Annotated in this window: 16 protein-coding genes; 4 read left to right on the top strand and 12 right to left on the bottom strand. The window is 65.3% G+C overall.

Going from position 1 to position 16,717, the window contains the following annotated elements; translation table 11 throughout:
* Window positions 1–76 precede the first annotated feature (76 nt).
* The gene (locus DW2_RS14800; protein WP_038147849.1) at window positions 77–1,393 is read right to left on the bottom strand and encodes an amidase; all 1,317 of its coding nucleotides are present in this window, start codon (window positions 1,391–1,393) and stop codon (window positions 77–79) included.
* Window positions 1,394–1,440: 47 nt separating this feature from the next.
* On the opposite strand from DW2_RS14800, the gene DW2_RS14805 reads away from it, so the two are divergent.
* Window positions 1,441–2,703 carry an FAD-dependent monooxygenase gene (locus DW2_RS14805; RefSeq protein ID WP_051856140.1) on the top strand — a complete coding sequence of 421 codons (1,263 nt, stop codon included), beginning with the start codon at window positions 1,441–1,443 and terminating at the stop codon, window positions 2,701–2,703.
* Here DW2_RS14805 and DW2_RS14810 read toward each other — a convergent pair.
* The 5 genes from DW2_RS14810 to DW2_RS14830 all read right to left on the bottom strand — a co-directional run bounded on the left by DW2_RS14810 (window position 2,700) and on the right by DW2_RS14830 (window position 6,927).
* Window positions 2,700–2,906, bottom strand: coding sequence for a Trm112 family protein (locus tag DW2_RS14810; protein ID WP_038147851.1), 207 nt, complete (start codon window positions 2,904–2,906; stop codon window positions 2,700–2,702). The genes DW2_RS14805 and DW2_RS14810 overlap by 4 nt on opposite strands.
* Window positions 2,903–3,541 (bottom strand): LON peptidase substrate-binding domain-containing protein, encoded by a 639-nt coding sequence (locus tag DW2_RS14815; protein WP_038147852.1) that lies wholly within the window; start codon window positions 3,539–3,541, stop codon window positions 2,903–2,905. The genes DW2_RS14810 and DW2_RS14815 overlap by 4 nt, the downstream gene beginning before the upstream one ends.
* 27 nt (window positions 3,542–3,568) lie before the next feature.
* Window positions 3,569–4,486, bottom strand: a complete 918-nt coding sequence (locus tag DW2_RS14820; protein ID WP_038147853.1) for a thioredoxin family protein — start codon at window positions 4,484–4,486, stop codon at window positions 3,569–3,571.
* Window positions 4,487–4,580: 94 nt separating this feature from the next.
* Entirely contained in the window at window positions 4,581–5,369 is a 789-nt protein-coding gene (locus tag DW2_RS14825; RefSeq protein ID WP_038147854.1) for an exodeoxyribonuclease III, read from the bottom strand.
* Window positions 5,370–5,490: 121 nt separating this feature from the next.
* Window positions 5,491–6,927, bottom strand: a complete 1,437-nt coding sequence (locus tag DW2_RS14830; RefSeq protein WP_038147855.1) for an aldehyde dehydrogenase family protein — start codon at window positions 6,925–6,927, stop codon at window positions 5,491–5,493.
* Window positions 6,928–7,090: 163 nt separating this feature from the next.
* On the opposite strand from DW2_RS14830, the gene DW2_RS14835 reads away from it, so the two are divergent.
* Window positions 7,091–7,744, top strand: a complete 654-nt coding sequence (locus DW2_RS14835) for a peroxiredoxin (protein ID WP_038147856.1) — start codon at window positions 7,091–7,093, stop codon at window positions 7,742–7,744.
* 77 nt (window positions 7,745–7,821) lie between these two features.
* Complete coding sequence (locus DW2_RS14840; RefSeq protein WP_202900122.1) at window positions 7,822–8,460, top strand: O-methyltransferase; 639 nt, start codon at window positions 7,822–7,824, stop codon at window positions 8,458–8,460.
* Between the two features lie 454 nt (window positions 8,461–8,914).
* Here the strand turns inward: DW2_RS14840 and DW2_RS14845 are convergent, their stop codons facing one another.
* Window positions 8,915–9,778, bottom strand: coding sequence for a glycosyltransferase family 2 protein (locus DW2_RS14845; RefSeq protein ID WP_038147857.1), 864 nt, complete (start codon window positions 9,776–9,778; stop codon window positions 8,915–8,917).
* 78 nt (window positions 9,779–9,856) lie between these two features.
* The gene (gene pnp / locus DW2_RS14850) at window positions 9,857–12,001 is read right to left on the bottom strand and encodes a polyribonucleotide nucleotidyltransferase (protein WP_038147858.1); all 2,145 of its coding nucleotides are present in this window, start codon (window positions 11,999–12,001) and stop codon (window positions 9,857–9,859) included.
* Between the two features lie 262 nt (window positions 12,002–12,263).
* Between pnp and DW2_RS14855 the strand changes: the two genes are divergently transcribed.
* Window positions 12,264–12,884 (top strand): NYN domain-containing protein, encoded by a 621-nt coding sequence (locus DW2_RS14855; RefSeq protein WP_038147859.1) that lies wholly within the window; start codon window positions 12,264–12,266, stop codon window positions 12,882–12,884.
* A 59-nt stretch (window positions 12,885–12,943) separates the two neighbouring features.
* Here the strand turns inward: DW2_RS14855 and putP are convergent, their stop codons facing one another.
* The 4 genes from putP to truB form a co-directional block, all read right to left on the bottom strand.
* Entirely contained in the window at window positions 12,944–14,407 is a 1,464-nt protein-coding gene (putP, locus tag DW2_RS14860; RefSeq protein WP_038147860.1) for a sodium/proline symporter PutP, read from the bottom strand.
* A gap of 259 nt (window positions 14,408–14,666) precedes the next feature.
* Window positions 14,667–14,936: a 30S ribosomal protein S15 gene (gene rpsO, locus DW2_RS14865; protein WP_038147861.1), complete on the bottom strand. Its 270-nt coding sequence runs from the start codon at window positions 14,934–14,936 to the stop codon at window positions 14,667–14,669.
* A gap of 253 nt (window positions 14,937–15,189) precedes the next feature.
* Window positions 15,190–15,720 carry a DUF1643 domain-containing protein gene (locus DW2_RS14870; protein WP_038147862.1) on the bottom strand — a complete coding sequence of 177 codons (531 nt, stop codon included), beginning with the start codon at window positions 15,718–15,720 and terminating at the stop codon, window positions 15,190–15,192.
* Window positions 15,721–15,801: 81 nt separating this feature from the next.
* A complete protein-coding gene (gene truB, locus DW2_RS14875) occupies window positions 15,802–16,704 on the bottom strand; it encodes a tRNA pseudouridine(55) synthase TruB (RefSeq protein ID WP_038147863.1) in 903 nt (300 codons plus the stop codon).
* Window positions 16,705–16,717 lie beyond the last annotated feature (13 nt).

Here is a 16,717-nt window from a genome sequence, read left to right on the forward strand (position 1 = left end):
GGTTACAAAAGCCGCGGGCTTTCGTCCAGAAAAAGACAGCGCTCAGAGCGGGTTGACGTGGCACTGTGTGATATTTTCAGGCAAGCGCCGATTCGGCCGCGATCCCGAGCCGCAGCAGGCGGTCTTCCTCCATCGGGCGCCCCATCAGCGAAATCCCGCAGGATGCGACCCCCGTGGGCAGCGTGAGAACGCAGAGCCCGAAGATGTTGCCGAGGCGGGTATTGCGCAGCGCCAGAAGGTTCTCGGTCTCGAAATAGGCCCGGTCCGAAAGCAGCCGCTCGATATCGGGCGGCTCGATCGGCGCGGTCGGCACGAGCACCGCATCGTATTCCGCCACCGCCTCGAGATATTGCGCCCGGTAGGCTTCGAGCGCGTGCCAGCCCGCCGCGTAATCCGACGCCAGCACGTCGCGCCCGCTGCGGAAGCGTTCGAGGATGAGCGGATACATCTTCTCCGGCGCGGCTTCGATCTCGTGCTTCCACTCGCCATAGGCTTCGGGCGCGAAGAGCACGCCCGAGAGATCCATCGCGGGCCGAACCATCGGCAGGCCGCGGCTCTCGATCACCGCGCCGGCACGGGCCAGCCGCTCGACCGCCCTCTCGAACCCCTGGACCGGTTTTTCGCGCGTGCCCTCGAAGGGGAGCCCTTCGAGGACCAGAAGCCGCATTCCGTCGAGACTGGCCTCGCGCAGGTCGGGGGCCGTCCGCCCCTCGAGAAGCGCCAGCACATGGGCGCAATCCTCGACATTGCGCGCGATCGGCCCGACCGTGTCGAAGCGTCGGCAGAGCGGCACCACACCGCGCGTCGAGACCCGACCATGCGTCGTCTTCAGCCCCACGAGATCGTTCCAGGCCGAAGGGATCCGCACCGAACCGCCGGTATCCGACCCGACCGCCGCGGCTGCGAGCCCGCGCGCGACCGACAGGGCCGCCCCCGAAGACGAGCCACCCGGCGCACGTTTGGGATCGTGGATATTGCCCGGCGTCGCCGTCATCGGGTTCACGCCGAGCCCCGAAAAGGCAAGCTCGGTCATATGCGTCTTGCCGAGGCAGACCGACCCGCCCAGCGTCGCCTGCACGAGAACGTCGGCATCGGCATCGGGGATCCGTCCCTTGAGCAGCCGCGAGCCGGATTCGGTCGCGACCCCGGCCGTGTCGAAGAGGTCCTTCCAGCTCAGCGCCACCCCGTCGAGCGACCCGCGCCTCAGCCCGTCCTTGGCACGCTCATGCGCGGACATCGCCTCGTCGCGGGCGCGCTGCGCGGTCAGCCTCGCGTAGATGTCGGGCGCCTCTGCCGCCGCTTCCAGATAGGCCTCGGTCAGTTCGACCAGATCGAGCTCGCCCGCGGCGATCGCCCGCCCCTGCTCCACTGCTCCTGCCAGACGCCAATCCATGCCCGCCTCCCTGTCCCGGTCGCGTCACGCTAGCGACACTCCCGCGCATGGACAATCCCGCATGCCGCGCCATAGTAAGCCGCATGAAGCACGATACCGACATTCTCATCGCCGGCGGCGGGCTCAACGGCCCCGCGCTCGCACTCGCGCTGGCCTCGGCCGGGCTCTCGGTCACGCTTGTCGATGCGGCCCCCGCACGCGAGCGGGCAACCGAGGCCTTCGACGGGCGCGCCTATGCGCTTGCGGTCGCCTCGCAGAAACTGCTCGCCGCGATCGGGATCTGGGACGGACTGTCCGAACAGGCGCAGCCGATGATGGAGGTCAAGGCGAGCGACGGCCATGCCGGCGAAGGCGCCGCGCCGTTCTTTCTCCATTTCGACGCGCGCGAACTCGATCAGGCCCCGGTCGGCTACATGCTCGAGGACCGTTTCCTCTACCGCGCCTTCATCGACGCGATGGAGGCAAGCGACCGGATCACGCTCCTGCACGAGACCCAGGTCACCGGCCAGCGGATCGAACCGGGTGGCGTCGTGGTGAGCCTCTCGGACGGGCGCGAACTCTGCGCGAAGCTCCTCGTCGGCGCCGATGGCCGCCGCTCGGGCGTGGCGGAACGGGCCGGGATCACCCGCGAGGGTTGGGATTACGGGCAGACCGCGCTCGTCGCCGCGATCGCGCATGAGAAGCCGCATCACGGCATCGCCCATCAGTTCTTCATGCCGACCGGTCCGCTCGCGATCCTGCCGCTCAAGGGCAATCGTTCCTCCATCGTCTGGAGCGAGACGAACGAGAACGCGAGGACCATCGCCGCGCTCGATGACGAGGATTTCCTCGCCGTGCTGCGGCCGCGCTTCGGGGATTTTCTCGGCGAGATCGAACTCGCAGGCCCGCGTTTCAGCTATCCGCTGAACCTGACGCTCGCGAAATCCTATGTCGCACCGCGTATCGCGCTGGTGGGGGATGCGGCGCATGGCGTGCATCCGATCGCGGGGCAAGGCCTCAACCTGGGCCTGCGCGACGTGGCCGCGCTGGGCGAGATTCTCGTCGAGGCGCAGCGCCGCGGCGAGGATATCGGGGCGCTCGACGTGCTCGAGCGTTACCAGGGCTGGCGGCGCTTCGACTCCACCTCGCTCGCGCTCGGCATGGATACGGTCAACAAGCTGTTCTCGAACGACAACCCGCTGCTGCGCGCGGGCCGCGATCTCGGGATGGGCATCGTTCAGGCGATGCCCGGTCTGCGCCGGGGCTTCATGCGGCAGGCCGCGGGGCTCTCGGGCCCCCTGCCCCGCCTGTTGCAGGGGCGCGCGCTCTAGGCGTCGAGCCGGCGCGCCTCATCCTCGAGCAGGATCGGGATGCCGCCCCGGATCGGGAAGGCGAGCTTTGCGGGCTGCGAGATCAGCTCCTGCTTCTCGGCGTCGTATTTCAGCACCGCATGGGTGATCGGGCAGACCAGAGCCTCGAGCATGTGCCGGTCGAAGAGCGGCTTTTCCGGCATCTCGTCTTCGGCATCGCTCATTGCAACTGCTCCTCTCCGCCGCCATGCAGCGCATATTCGATCAGGGTGACCAGCGTCTCGCGCCGGGTCGAGAGACAGGGCGCCTCGAGAAGCGCCTGCTTGTCTTCCGGCTCGAGCGGCAACAGCATGCCGAGCGAATTGATCAGCAACTCGTCATCCGCGTCCTTGAGGGCCTGCCAATCGGTATCAAGCCCCTGAGAGGCGAAGAACTTCGCCAGCAGGTCGAGGAACGTGTCGCGGTCGAAGCCCCCATCGTGCTCGGCCGGGCCAAGATCGCGCTCGAAGCCGGCCCAGGACACCTCGGCGCGGATATAGGGCGTGAACCCCTCCACCTCGCGCAGCAGCCGATAGCGCGAGATCCCCGAGAGGGTGATCATGTAGCGCCCGTCCTCGGTCTCCGAGAACCCGGTCAGGCGGCCCGCGCAGCCGATCGCGTTGAGATGACGCTGACCCTCGGGGCCCTTGAGCGGCTGGATCATTCCGATCAGCCGCGTCCGGGTCTTCATGCAATCCTCGATCATCTGCAGATAGCGCGGCTCGAAGATGTGCAACGGCAAACGGGCCCGGGGCAGCAGAAGTGCTCCGGGCAGGGGAAAGAGCGGGATCGTGTCCGGCAGATCGCCTTGCTTCAACATTCGCAAGGAACTAGCGCGCCCCTCGCCTCAGGCAAATATCATCGACGACAACCGGCGACGGCCCTTGGCAACGACCGGATCGTTCGGCTTGAGCGCATCGAAGATCTTGAAGAGCTGCGTCTTGGCCGCGCCCTCGTTCCACTCGCGATCGCGCCGGAACAGCTCGAGCAGCTGATCGACGGCCTCCTCGGCATCGCCCGCCGCATAGAGCGCCTGCGCGTAATCGAACCGCGCCTGATGGTCGTCGGGATCGGCCTCGAGCCTCGCGCCCAGATCGTCGAGCGGCCCCGCCTCCTCGGCCTGTTTCGCCAGATCGAGCTGCGCGCGCGCCGCCTCGACCGGAGCGGAGGTCGCGAGCGGCGCAGGCACGCCGGCCAGAGCCTGCTCGGCCTGATCGAGAGCGCCGGCCGCGACATGGGCACGGATCAGCCCGCCATAGGCAGCCGCGTTCTGGTCGTCTTCGCCGATGATCGCGGCGAAGGTTTCGGCAGCATCCGCCGCCGCCCCCTCGGCCAGCATCGCCTCGGCCGCCTCGAGCGCCTCGTCGAGCCCGCCGCTGGCGTCCCCGCCCGCGGCCTCGATCACCTTGGCCACGAATTTCTTGATCTCCGAGCCCGGCAGCGCGCCCTGGAACCCATCCACCGGCTGGCCCTGCCAGAAGGCATAGACGGTCGGGATCGACTGGATGCGCAGCTGGCCCGCGATCATCTGGTTCTCGTCGACATTGACCTTCGCCATGACGACCGCGCCCTTCGCGGCGTTCACCTCGGCCTCGAGCGCCGGGCCCAGCTGGCGGCACGGGCCGCACCAGGGCGCCCAGAAATCCACGATGACCGGGACTTCCTGCGACTTCTCGATCACCTCGGCCATGAAATTGGCCTCGGTCACTTCCTTCACGTATTCGCCTTTCGGCGCGGCGTTCTGATTACCACCAAGTTCCAGCATGTCCGTCTCCTCAGATGCGGAGGTTTCGTTCCCTATATGGACAGCCCCCGTCCAAACTCAATCCCGCGGGCTCGGCAGCTCCGCCGCCCCCCGTTCATAAATCGAAACTCGCGAAGACCGGCGCGTGATCGGAGGGCTGCTCCCAGCCCCGCACCGCGCGCAGGATCCGCGAGGAATGCGCCGCGTTCGCGATATCGGGCGTCGCCCAGACATGGTCGAGCCGCCGCCCCTTGTCCGCCGCGTCCCAGTCGCGCGCCCGGTAGCTCCACCACGAATAGAGCTTGCCCTCGGGGATGTCCTTGCGCGTCACGTCGACCCATTTGCCCGCATCCATCGTCTCTCCCAGATGCTCGACCTCGATCGGGGTATGCGAAACGATCTTGAGAAGCTGCTTGTGGCTCCACACGTCGTCTTCGCGCGGCGCGATGTTGAGATCGCCTACGAGGATCGCCTTCTCGGGCGTCTCGGCATGGAAATGATCCCGCATCTGCGTCAGGTAGTCGAGCTTCTGGCCGAATTTCTCGTTCACCTCGCGATCGGGCACATCGCCGCCCGCGGGCACGTAGAAATTGTGGATCGTCACCCCGTTCTCGAGCCGTGCCGCGACATGGCGCGCATGGCCGAGATCGGCGAAATCATGCGCTCCCACCTCTTCGAGGGGCAGCTTGGAGAGGATCGCGACGCCGTTATAGCCCTTCTGGCCGCGCGCAACCATGTGGGTGTAGCCAAGCGCGCGGAACACCTCGAGCGGGATCTTCTCGACCGGGCTCTTGCATTCCTGCAAGCAGAGCACATCGGGCATCTCTTCGGTCATCAGCTTGCTCACGAGCCCCTGCCGCAGCCGCACCGAGTTGATGTTCCAGGTCGCCAGCGTGAACGCCATCTCTCCCTCCAAATCCAAAAGCCGCGCGATAATGTCGAAGGGCGGCCGCCTGCGCAACCGCCCCTCTTCACCTAGATGAAAATACCCCGGGGGAGGCGCGGAGCGCCGGGGGCGGAGCCCCTTATTCGGCCCAGCCCGAGATCGACTTCACGTCGCAGAATTCCTCGATCCCCCAACGGCCGCCCTCACGCGCCCGTCCCGAGGCGCCAACGCCGCCGAAAGGCGCGCCCTTGCCGCGGTCCTGCCCGTTCATCTCGACCATGCCCGAGCGCAGCGCGCGCGCCAGCCGGTTGCGGCGGGCGCCGTCGCCGGACTGGACATAGTTGGTCAGGCCGTAGGGCGTGGCATTGGCCACCTCGACCGCCTGCTCCTCGGAATCGAAGGGCATGATCGACAGGACGGGCCCGAAGATCTCCTCGTTCATGATCGTCATCTCCGGCGTGCAATCGGCAAAGACCGTCGGCCGGACATAGAAGCCCCGATTGAGATGCTCGGGCCGGCCCGGGCCGCCCGCCAGAAGCGTCGCGCCTTCCGCGATCCCCGTCTCGATCAGCCCCTGGATCTTGTCGAACTGCGCCTTGTTGATCACCGGACCGATATGCTTGCCCGCTTCGCGGGGGCTTGCGACCTGGGTCTCTTCGGCGGTCTTGCGCGCGATCTCCACCGCGCGGTCATAGGCCCCGCGCTCGACCAGCATCCGGGTCGGCGCGTTGCAGCTCTGACCGGAATTCTGGAAGCAATGGCGCACGCCGCGCGCAACCGCGTCGTCATCCGCATCGGCAAAGACGAGGTTCGCGCCCTTGCCGCCCAGCTCCAGCGTCACGCGCTTGAGCGTGTCGGCCGCCGCCTTCGAGATCGCGCGGCCCGCGCGGGTCGAGCCGGTGAAGGAGATCATCTCGACATCGGGATGGGTCGAGAGCTGCGTGCCCACGCCGAGCCCGTCCCCATTGACGAGGTTGAACACGCCCTTGGGCAGCCCCGCCGCATCCACGATCTCGGCGAAGAGCAGCGACGAGAGCGGCGCTTCCTCGGATGGCTTGAGAACCATCGTGCACCCTGCGAGGATCGCCGGGATCACCTTCAGCGTGACCTGGTTCATCGGCCAGTTCCACGGCGTGATCAGCCCCACGACGCCCACCGCCTCATAGGAGATCATCGCGCCCGGCGTGCCGTCGCCCAGCGGATGCACCCAGTCGAATTCCTTCGCCGCGTCGATGAAGTTCGCGATGTGATAGGCGCCCGCGCCGCACTGGTTGCGGCGTGCGAGATCGATCGGCGCGCCCATCTCGAGGCTGATCGCCTGCGCCATCTCGTCGGCGCGCTCGTCATAGATCTTCGCGATCCGCTCCACGGCCGCGATCCGCTCGGCCGGATCCGTCGCGCGCCATCCCGGCAGCGCGGCCTTCGCCGCGGCCACGGCGGCATCGGTATCGGCCTGATCGCCCAGCGAGATCACCGCGCAGGGATCTTCCGTCGCTGGGTCGATCACCTGGTAATCGCGCGCCGCCTGCGGCGCGACCCATTGCCCGTCGATGTAGAATTCGCGCTTCTCGATCATTCTCGCCTCCAGCGTGTGTTCGCCGCGGAGCCTCTCACTCCCCCTGCGCAAGAGCAAGCCTTTGCATCGTGAAAATGAACTCCCCGCGATGCCGCTGGAAGGACCTGTCGCGATCGCCTATATCGCGTGTGAGCCAAATCTTTTCATCGACAGGAGGTTACCCATGGGCCTGCGCATCAACGACGTCGCCCCCGACTTCACCGCGGATTCGACCGCGGGCGAGATCAAGTTCCACGACTGGATCGGCGATAGCTACGCGATCCTGTTCTCGCACCCGAAGGACTTCACCCCGGTCTGCACCACCGAATTCGGCGCCGTGGCCCAACTCGCCCCCGAATTCGAGAAGCGCAACACCAAGGTGATCGGCGTCTCGGTCGATTCGGTGGAAGAGCACGTGAAATGGAAAGCCGATATCGAAACCGTCGCGGGCGTCCCGGCGAATTTCCCGATCATCGACGACACCTCTCTCGCCGTGTCGAAAGCCTATGACATGCTGCCCGCCGACGCCTACATGCCCGACGGCCGCACCGCCGCGGATTCGGCCTCCGTGCGCACCGTCTTCATCATCGGCCCGGACAAGAAGGTGCGGTTGACCATGTCCTACCCGATGTCGGTCGGCCGCAACTTCGCCGAGATCCTGCGCGCGCTCGACGCCGTGCAGGCCACCGATGGCGTGCCCTTCGCGACGCCCGCGAACTGGGTGCCCGGCCAGGATGTGATCGTCGCGCTCTCGGTCTCGACCGACGAGGCGAAGGAGAAATTCGGTGAGGTGGACGTGAAGCTGCCCTATCTGCGCACGGTGAGAGCGCAGGACTGATCTTCGCATCCCCTTTCGCATCGAGACGCCCCGGACTACCCTCCGGGGCGTCTTTCTTTTGTCAGGCCGTTTTCCAGATGACGCGCGATCCGCAGCCGCCAGCCTCCGAGCCCGAACTGACCTTCCCCGGGGAGGTGCGGGAGTACCTGCGCGGGGCGTATGAAAAAGCGCAGGTGATCCTGGAATATGGCAGCGGCGGCTCGACCCTCCTCGCCGCCCGCCTCGGCAAGCGGGTGACAAGCGTCGAATCCGATCCCGCCTGGGCAAGGATGATGCGCGCGTCGCTTGCCGCCGCCGAGCTCGAAGACCGCGCGCGGATCGTGCATGTCGATATCGGGCCGGTCGGCGACTGGGGCCGCCCGCTCGGGCCCGAAGCCTTCGCACGGTTTCACCGCTATCCGCTCGCGGTCTGGGACCGGGAGGATTTCGCGCATCCCGACCTGATCCTGATCGACGGCCGGCTGCGCGTGGCCTGCCTCGTCACCGCAGCCCTGCGGATCACCAGGCCCGTCACGATCCTCTTCGACGATTACGTCGATCGCCGGAAATACCACAAGGTCGAGCGGCTCGTGAAACCTGTCGAAACCGTCGGCCGCATGGCCCGCTTCGAACTCACCCCCGGCCTCGACATGTCTGACCACTGGAGCTGGGCGATCGGAGCGTATAGCGAGATCGCCCTGGCAGCTCCTCTGCCCCCGCGAGATGCTTCAGCGTGATGTAGCGTCCGCACCAACCTTGATCTGATCTCCGAACCTGGAACGCTCTTCGGCGTGGTTTTCCGGTTCCGCTCAGGGTTACGGGTTGGTGACATCGTCCGATTGTCTCAGCACGATCGGCGCCTTGTCAATGATCGCGGTGGCTCACTGGTCGCCGTTGTTGAATTCATCCCACACGTTCGAATTTTTCCCGCATCCTCAAGGGTCAGCAACCAATTCTGGTGCAGACATTCCGCCCGGAAGCCCTCATTTCTGAACGCGTTGTCAGTTGATTTTCGAGGACACGAGAAATCAGGGGTCGCACCTTGCTGATAGGTCCATCGGCCCATCTCACACGCGGCGATCTCGCTCCCTTGCTCGACGCGAATGGTCTATGGTGAGCCAGTCCATCCACAAACTAGCGTTTCACCTTCCAGAGTGGGGGCACCTTATCTCGGCACCCGCGCTCCACTTGTCAGCGACCGGAAAAATCGCCCGTCGAAATGCCCTTGTACCTCATATCTGAGACGCCCCTCAGGAAGGCAACCTGCTTCGCGCGTTTCCGCCGGGACAGGAGGTTTTCGGGCGACAGAAGCTGGCCGAGTGCGGCCAGGAAAGAGCCGAGAAACGGGTGCGGACGCCCGTGTTTCCTCAAGGCATAGACCCGGCTGCGCCCGAGATGGCGCGCCTTGAACCGCGCGCCTTCGACGCTGCGTTCCGAGGAATGCCCCTCTTCGTGAAAGACGACCGCCTCCCTGACGAAAAACAGCTTGCCCCGCTGCGCCAGCCTCAGGCTCAGATCGTCATCCTCGTGATAAAGGAATATCTTTTCGTCGAAGCCGCCCACCGCGTCGAACTCCGATCTGCGCACGAAAAACGCCGCTCCGGTCAGCACCGGCACCTCACGGTCCGTATCGGGCCAGCCGCGCGGCAGGTAGGCATCGCGGGGCAGCAGGACCGAGCGGCGCTTGAAATAGGCCCGGCCGTTGCGCCCCTTGATGCGCGGATTCATCGCGACGCAATCGGGGTAGCGCTCCGCGGCGGCGAGCAGAGCCTCGAGCGCGCCCTCTTCCAGTCGTGCATCCGGGTTCAGGAACAGCAAGAAGTCGCCATCGGCGCGCGCCGCACCGAGATTGCATCCTCCGCCGAAGCCGAGGTTTTTCTCGGAGCGGAGATACTGGCCCCCCGCCTTGTCGACGATGGTTTTCGTCGCCGCCGCATCGCGTGAGGCGTTATCGACCACGATCACCGGCACGTCGGCGGGCACCGAGGCCAGCATCTGCGGAAGGACCTCTTCGCTGTTATACGCGACGGTGACGATGGTAACCCGATTGGCCATGCCCTGGATGCCCCAAAGGTCTCAAATGAAAACGCCCGGGACCATAGCCCCGGGCGAACGCTTTGTCGAAAGCCGAGATCAGTCGGCCTTCTCTTCCTTCTTCTCCGGCGCGATTTCCTCGCCGGTTTCCTGATCGACCATCTTCATGCCGAGGCGCACCTTGCCGCGATCGTCGAAGCCCAGGAGTTTCACCTTCACTTCCTGACCTTCCTTGAGCACGTCGCTCGGGTGGTTCAGGCGCTTGTTGGCGATCTGGGAGACGTGGACGAGGCCGTCACGCTTGCCGAAGAAGTTCACGAAGGCGCCGAAATCGACCAGCTTCACCACCTTGCCGGTGTAGATCTGGCCTTCTTCGGGCTCGGCCACGATCGCGTGGATCATGTCGTAAGCCTTCTGGATGGCGTCGCCATTGGCCGAAGCGATCTTGATCACGCCGTCGTCGTTGATGTCGACCTTGGCGCCCGACACCTCGACGATCTCGCGGATCACCTTGCCGCCCGAACCGATCACTTCACGGATCTTGTCGGTCGGGATCTGCATCGTCTCGATGCGCGGAGCATGAGCGGAGAATTCCGAACGGCCCTCGGAGAGCGCCTTGTTCATCTCGCCCAGGATGTGCATCCGGCCGGCCTTGGCCTGCTCGAGGGCTTTCTCCATGATCTCCGGGGTGATGCCCGCGACCTTGATGTCCATCTGCAGCGAGGTGATGCCGTCCGCGGTACCCGCGACTTTGAAGTCCATGTCGCCGAGGTGATCCTCGTCGCCGAGGATGTCGGTCAGCACGGCCCAGGAACCGTCATCTTCCAGCACCAGACCCATCGCGACACCCGCGACCGCGGATTTCAGCGGAACGCCCGCATCCATCATCGACAGCGAGCCGCCGCAGACCGAAGCCATGGACGAGGAACCGTTCGATTCCGTGATCTCGGAGACGACGCGGATCGTGTAGGGGAAGTCGGTCGCGGCCGGGAGAACCGCCTGCAGCGCGCGCCAGGCGAGCTTGCCGTGGCCGATCTCGCGACGGCCGGGCGAACCCACGCGGCCCACTTCGCCGACCGAGTAGGGCGGGAAGTTGTAATGCAGCAGGAAGTTCGAGCGGAAGTTGCCATGCAGCGCGTCGATGATCTGTTCGTCATCGCCCGTGCCCAGCGTGGTCACGACCAGCGCCTGGGTCTCGCCGCGAGTGAAGAGCGACGAACCGTGGGTGCGCGGCAGGATGCCGGTCTCGGCCACGATCGGACGCACCTCGTCGAGCGCACGACCGTCGATGCGGCGGCCGTTCTTCACGACGTCGCCACGCAGCACGGCCGATTCGAGCTTCTTCATCGCGGTGCCGAGGGTCGGGTCCTCGAGCTGCTCCTCGGTGAGCTGAGCCTTGATCTCCGCCTTCGCGGCGGCCACGGCGGCGACACGCTCCTGCTTGTCGGTGATCGCGTAGGCGGCGCGCATCTTCTCTTCGCCGAGGCCTTTGACCACCTCGAGCATCGCCGAGTAATCCGGCGGGGTGAAGTCGAAGGGTTCTTTCGCGGCGGCTTCGGCGAGGTCGATGATCAGGTCGAGCACCGGCTGCATCGCTTCATGGCCGAATTTGACGGCGCCCAGCATCTCGGCTTCGGTCAGCTCGTAAGCTTCCGATTCCACCATCATCACGGCGTCCTTGGTGCCCGCGACAACGAGGTCGAGGCGCTGCTCGGGATTCTCGCGCAGCTTGGTCATGTCGTCGACTTCGGGGTTGAGGATGTATTCACCATCCGCAAAGCCCACGCGCGCCGCGGCGATCGGACCCATGAAGGGCACGCCCGAAATGGTCAGCGCGGCCGAAGCCGCGATCATCGCGACGACGTCGGGCTCGTTGACGAGATCGTGCGAGAGCACGGTACACATCACCAGCACTTCGTGCTTGAAGCCTTCCACGAAGAGCGGACGGCACGGACGGTCGATCAGGCGCGCCGTCAGCGTCTCTTTCTCGGACGGACGGGCTTCGCGCTTGAAGAAGCCACCCGGCACCTTGCCGGCGGCATAGTATTTTTCCTGGTAGTGAACCGTGAGCGGGAAGAAGTCCTGACCCGGCTTCGGCTCCTTGGCGAAGGTCACGTTGGCCATGACGCTCGTCTCGCCCAGCGTGGCGATGACCGAGCCGTCGGCCTGACGGGCAACCTTGCCGGTTTCCAGCGTCAGCGTCTCTTCGCCCCACTGGATGGATTTTTTAACAACATTGAACATCTAGCGTATCCTGTCTGGGAGCACTCACGGGCCCATCCCGTGTCTCCCGATTTGAATGGCGACCCCATTGCCGCCGCCCCCTCATCCTCTTGCACGCGCCCGGGGGCTCAAGGCGTCACGTCTCAGATGGGGGCGCCATACAGGAATTGAAGGGTTTTGGGAAGCGAAGAGTCCGAGAGGAGAAAATGGGGCCTTGCCCTATTCTGGCCCGATTGGCGGGACACGCTGAGGCATTGCAACAAGAATTCTCGGCCAAAGCCTCATGAGCAAACCGACAGCCCTTTATATCGACGGCGAGAACATGCCCGCCAGCTTCGCGCCACAGATCCTCAAGATCGCCTCTGGCGCCTTCGTTCGCCGCGCTTATGGGGACGTCACGCGGATCAAGAGTTGGAGCGATACGCCCTCGATCCGCCTCGTCCATTCGGGAACAGGCAAGAACGCGGGCGATGTCTTACTGGCGCTCGACGCGCTGGAACTTGCCTATGAAGGTCTCGCCGAACGGTTCGTCATCGCAAGCTCGGATGGCGACTTCACCCATCTCGCGACCCGCCTGCGGGAAAAGGGGCTGGAGGTGATCGGTGCAGTCGCGAGCAAGCCCCAACTTCAAGCATCGCCTTCGGCATGCGACCTGACGCTCGACCAGAAGATCAGGCAGGTCATCGCCCAGCACAGCAAGGAAGGTCGCGGCATGAAGATCGCGGATCTTTCGCTCGCGATGAAGCATACCCATGGCGTGTTGATCAGCAAGCTGCCCGAAAAGCGTTGGCGCCCCTATCTGGCTGGACGACCACACCTTTACGAGATCGATCCGAAAGGCCCGGAGGCTTTCGTTCGCTACCGACCCGAGGGATTTGCGCAAATGGTCGTCGCAGCTCGATAGAGCGACGCAAGACGCCCGCCCCTTTCGGGACGGGCGCTCTGAGTTTGCCGTGTCCGCGTTCAGTTCAGTGCGCGGAACTCGCCCCGGTCGGGGGTGATCAGGCTCACCCCCACGATCGCGGCGAAGGCGGCGATGAAGCCGGGGATGATCTCGTAGATGCCGGGCCCGCCCATGAAGGACGAATTGTAGCCAAGCGCGATCCAGACGATCACGGTGCCCGCGCCGACGATCAGCCCCGCCACGCCACCGAGACCCGTCATCCGTTTCCAGGTCAGTGACAGGATGATCAGCGGACCGAAAGCCGCGCCGAAGCCCGCCCAGGCGTTCGAGACGAGCCCCAGAACCTTGCTGTCGGGATTGCTCGCGATGATTACTGCCGCGATGCCGACGGCCATCACCGCCAGACGCCCCACCAGAACGAGCTGCCGGTCGCTCGCCTTGCGGTTCAGCACCATCCGGTAGAAGTCCTCGGTCAGCGAGGAGGAAGAGACCAGAAGCTGGCTCGACACGGTCGACATGATCGCGGCGAGAAGCGCGGCATAGAGGAAGCCGGTCACCAGCGGATGGAAGAGCAGGTTCGACAGGATGATGAAGATCGTCTCCGGGTCGGCCACGTTCAGACCGTTGCGCTCGGCATAGGCCCGTCCGAAGATCCCGACCGCGATCGCACCCGCGAGCGAGATCGCCATCCAGCCCATGCCGATATTGCGCGCCTTCGGCACATCCGCGACCGAGCGCACCGCCATGAAGCGCACGATGATATGCGGCTGACCGAAATAGCCGAGCCCCCAGGCCACCGCGGAAAGCCAGCCCACCGCGGTCAGGCCATGCGTCATCGACAGGTAATTCGGGTCGATCGTCGTCAGCCGGTTCGCGGCCTGATCCACGCCGGCGCCCTGCCCGGTGGTCAGGATCACGATCGGCATGATGACCAGCGCCAGCATCATGATGCAGCCCTGCACGAAATCGGTGAGGCTCACCGCGAGGAAGCCGCCGATCACGGTATAGACCAGCACGATGCCGAGGGTGAGGATCACGCCCGTCATGTAGCTGCCGCCGAAAGCGGAGGCGAAGAGCTTGCCGCCCCCCACGAGACCGGAGGCGGTATAGACGGCGAAGAAGATCACGATGATCACCGCCGAGACGAGCCGCAGAAGCGCCGCCTGGCTCGGGAAACGGTTGCCGAGAAAGCCGGGAATGGTGAGCGCATTGTCATAGCGCTCGGTCTGCTCGCGCAGGCGCGGCGCGACGATGATCCAGTTCAGAAGCGCGCCGACGAACAGCCCGATCCCGATCCAGTTCTGGGTGAGACCCGAGACGTAGAGTGCGCCGGGCAGGCCCAGAAGCAACCAGCCGCTCATGTCCGACGCCCCGGCCGAAAGCGCCGCGACCGACGGCGGCAGGCTGCGCCCGCCCAGCATGTATTCCTCGGAATTCGACGTGGACTTGCGCCACGCATAGACACCGATCGCCAGCATCAGCACGAAATAGAGCGCCAGACTGATCCAAACACCGATTTGCATGAACTCCTCCTCTGTTCAGTTCGCGCGGTTTTTTCACAAAAACCTGCAAAACCGAAGCAAGTTTGGGCGTTTTGACCGCCCAGCCCGCAACTTTGGTCTATTCGCATTTTTTGAGGAGTTATTTTGGCCGATCAGCGGCCGAATATGAGCAATTTGGCCCATTCGCCTTCTTGAATTTTCGACCTCGTTCCGGGGTCCGGAACGGAAAACGCCCGCCTCGGCGAAGAGGCGGGCGTTCGGAATTCCGATCAGGAAGGAATCAGCGACGCAGGCCGAGACGCTCGATCAGCGACTGGTAGCGGGCTTCGTCCTTGCCCTTCAGGTAGTCGAGCAGCTTGCGGCGCTGCGCGACGAGCATCAGAAGACCACGACGCGAGTGGTTGTCCTTCTTGTGCTCTTTGAAGTGCTCGGTGAGGTTGGCGATGCGCTTCGAAAGGATCGCGACCTGGACTTCCGGCGAACCGGTGTCGCCTTCCTTGGTGCCGTATTCCTTGATCAGCGCGTTCTTGTCTTCGACAGTGATCGACATCGGGATCTCCTTGATTGAGGGTTGGGGCACGAGCCGGGATGTCGTCCAGCAAGGTCCATAGCACCGCCCCGAGCAGGGCGGATGCGGGCATATAGACGCGAATCGACGTGAAGAAAAGCCTTATTTTGCAGAGCCACGCGGCGCCAACAGCCGTCGCCTGCCCGGCAGCGATAAGCCGGATATCCCCCACACTCGGGTCTTCCGCGTCACGACCGCGCGGATGACGACCCTCCCGCCTCGACCGCCGCCACGATCAGGGGGCCGCCAGCCCCCACGGCTCGGGCTGTCGATCATAGGCGATGTAGAGCGGATGTTTCGGCTCTCCAGCCTTGGTCAGCCCGAGATGGTGCAAATCGCGCCCGGTCGCGCGCAGCAGTTGCGCCACCGCTGCCCCGCGAGCGAGATGAGCGCCATGCGCGCCCCAGGCACAGATGATCCGGTCGCCGGAACCGCCCGCCCAGTCCAGGCTGTCGAGGATCGCGGCGTCATTCGCGGGCCCCACCGGATCGGGTTGCGCGCGCATCACCTTCGGATCCGTGGCGCGGTAGGCGAAGATGTTGGTCACCCGGAAGGCGCCGAAGCCCAGCGTGCGCGCCCGGCGTTCGCAGCGCTCGACGGTCGGGTCGTTCTGCACCTCGGTCGCAGTAGACGGGTTGAGCATGATGAAGAGCGCCCGCGGCCCAGCAGGGTCCCAGACGCGGGTCAGCAGATAGCGGTAGTGTTCGCAATCCGAATAGACCGCGACCGACGGCGCATCGCCCTTGACGTGTTCACGCGTGATCATCGCTCTCCCTTCCCTGTCGCCGCGCCCCTGGCCCCGGGGTCTCCTCCGGCGGGGATATTTGGACCAAGTCGAAGGGGCAGGTCAAAGATTGAAGACACGGCTCGGGTGAACCTCGCCGGATTTGTAGATCCCGACTGCCACCGGTTTGCCCTCGAAACTCACCCAGGCCTCCTCGCCCCAGTCCGCTTCGCCGGGCAGAACCATGCCGGGATTGCCGTTCCTGAGCCGCACCACCCCCTCGGGCGTCGCCTTGAGTTCGGGCAGATCGTCGAGCCCGAGTTCGAGCGGCAGCAGCTTCTCATCCAGTTCGGGCGTCTTCGCGAGCGCGTCGATCTCGTCGAGCCCGATCCCGTCGCTCGCCTCGAAGGGCCCCGACCATTCCCGGCGCAGCCAGAGCACATGCCCCAGACAGCCAAGCTCGCGCCCGAGGTCGCGCGCGATCGAGCGCACATAACCGCCCTTGCCGCACACCATCTCCAGCTCGACCGTATCGGCATCGGGGCGCGAGATCATCGTCAGGCTCTCGACATAGAGCGGGCGCGCGGCAAGCTCCATCTCCTCGCCCGCGCGCGCCAGCGTATAGGCACGTTCGCCATCGACCTTCACGGCGGAAAACTGCGGCGGAACCTGTTCGATATCGCCCTCGAACAAGGGCAGCGCGGCGCGGATCTCGTCATCGGTGGGCCGCTGATCGGAGGATTCGATGACCTCGCCCTCGGCATCGTCGGTCTTCGTCGCCTGTCCGAGCCGAACCTGGAACCGGTAGCATTTGAGCGCATCGGTGATGAAGGGCACGGTTTTCGTGGCCTCGCCGAGCGCGACCGCCAGAACCCCCGTCGCGGCCGGGTCGAGCGTGCCCGCATGGCCCGCCTTCTTCGCGCCCAGGGCCCAGCGGACCTTGTTCACGACCGCCGTCGAGGTGACGCCCGCGGGCTTGTCCACGATCAGCCAGCCGGAAATGTCGCGTCCCTTCTTGCGAGCCATGATGCCTCCTTTC

The organism is Thioclava atlantica, from assembly GCF_000737065.1.
Taxonomy (GTDB): Bacteria; Pseudomonadota; Alphaproteobacteria; order Rhodobacterales; family Rhodobacteraceae; genus Thioclava; species Thioclava atlantica.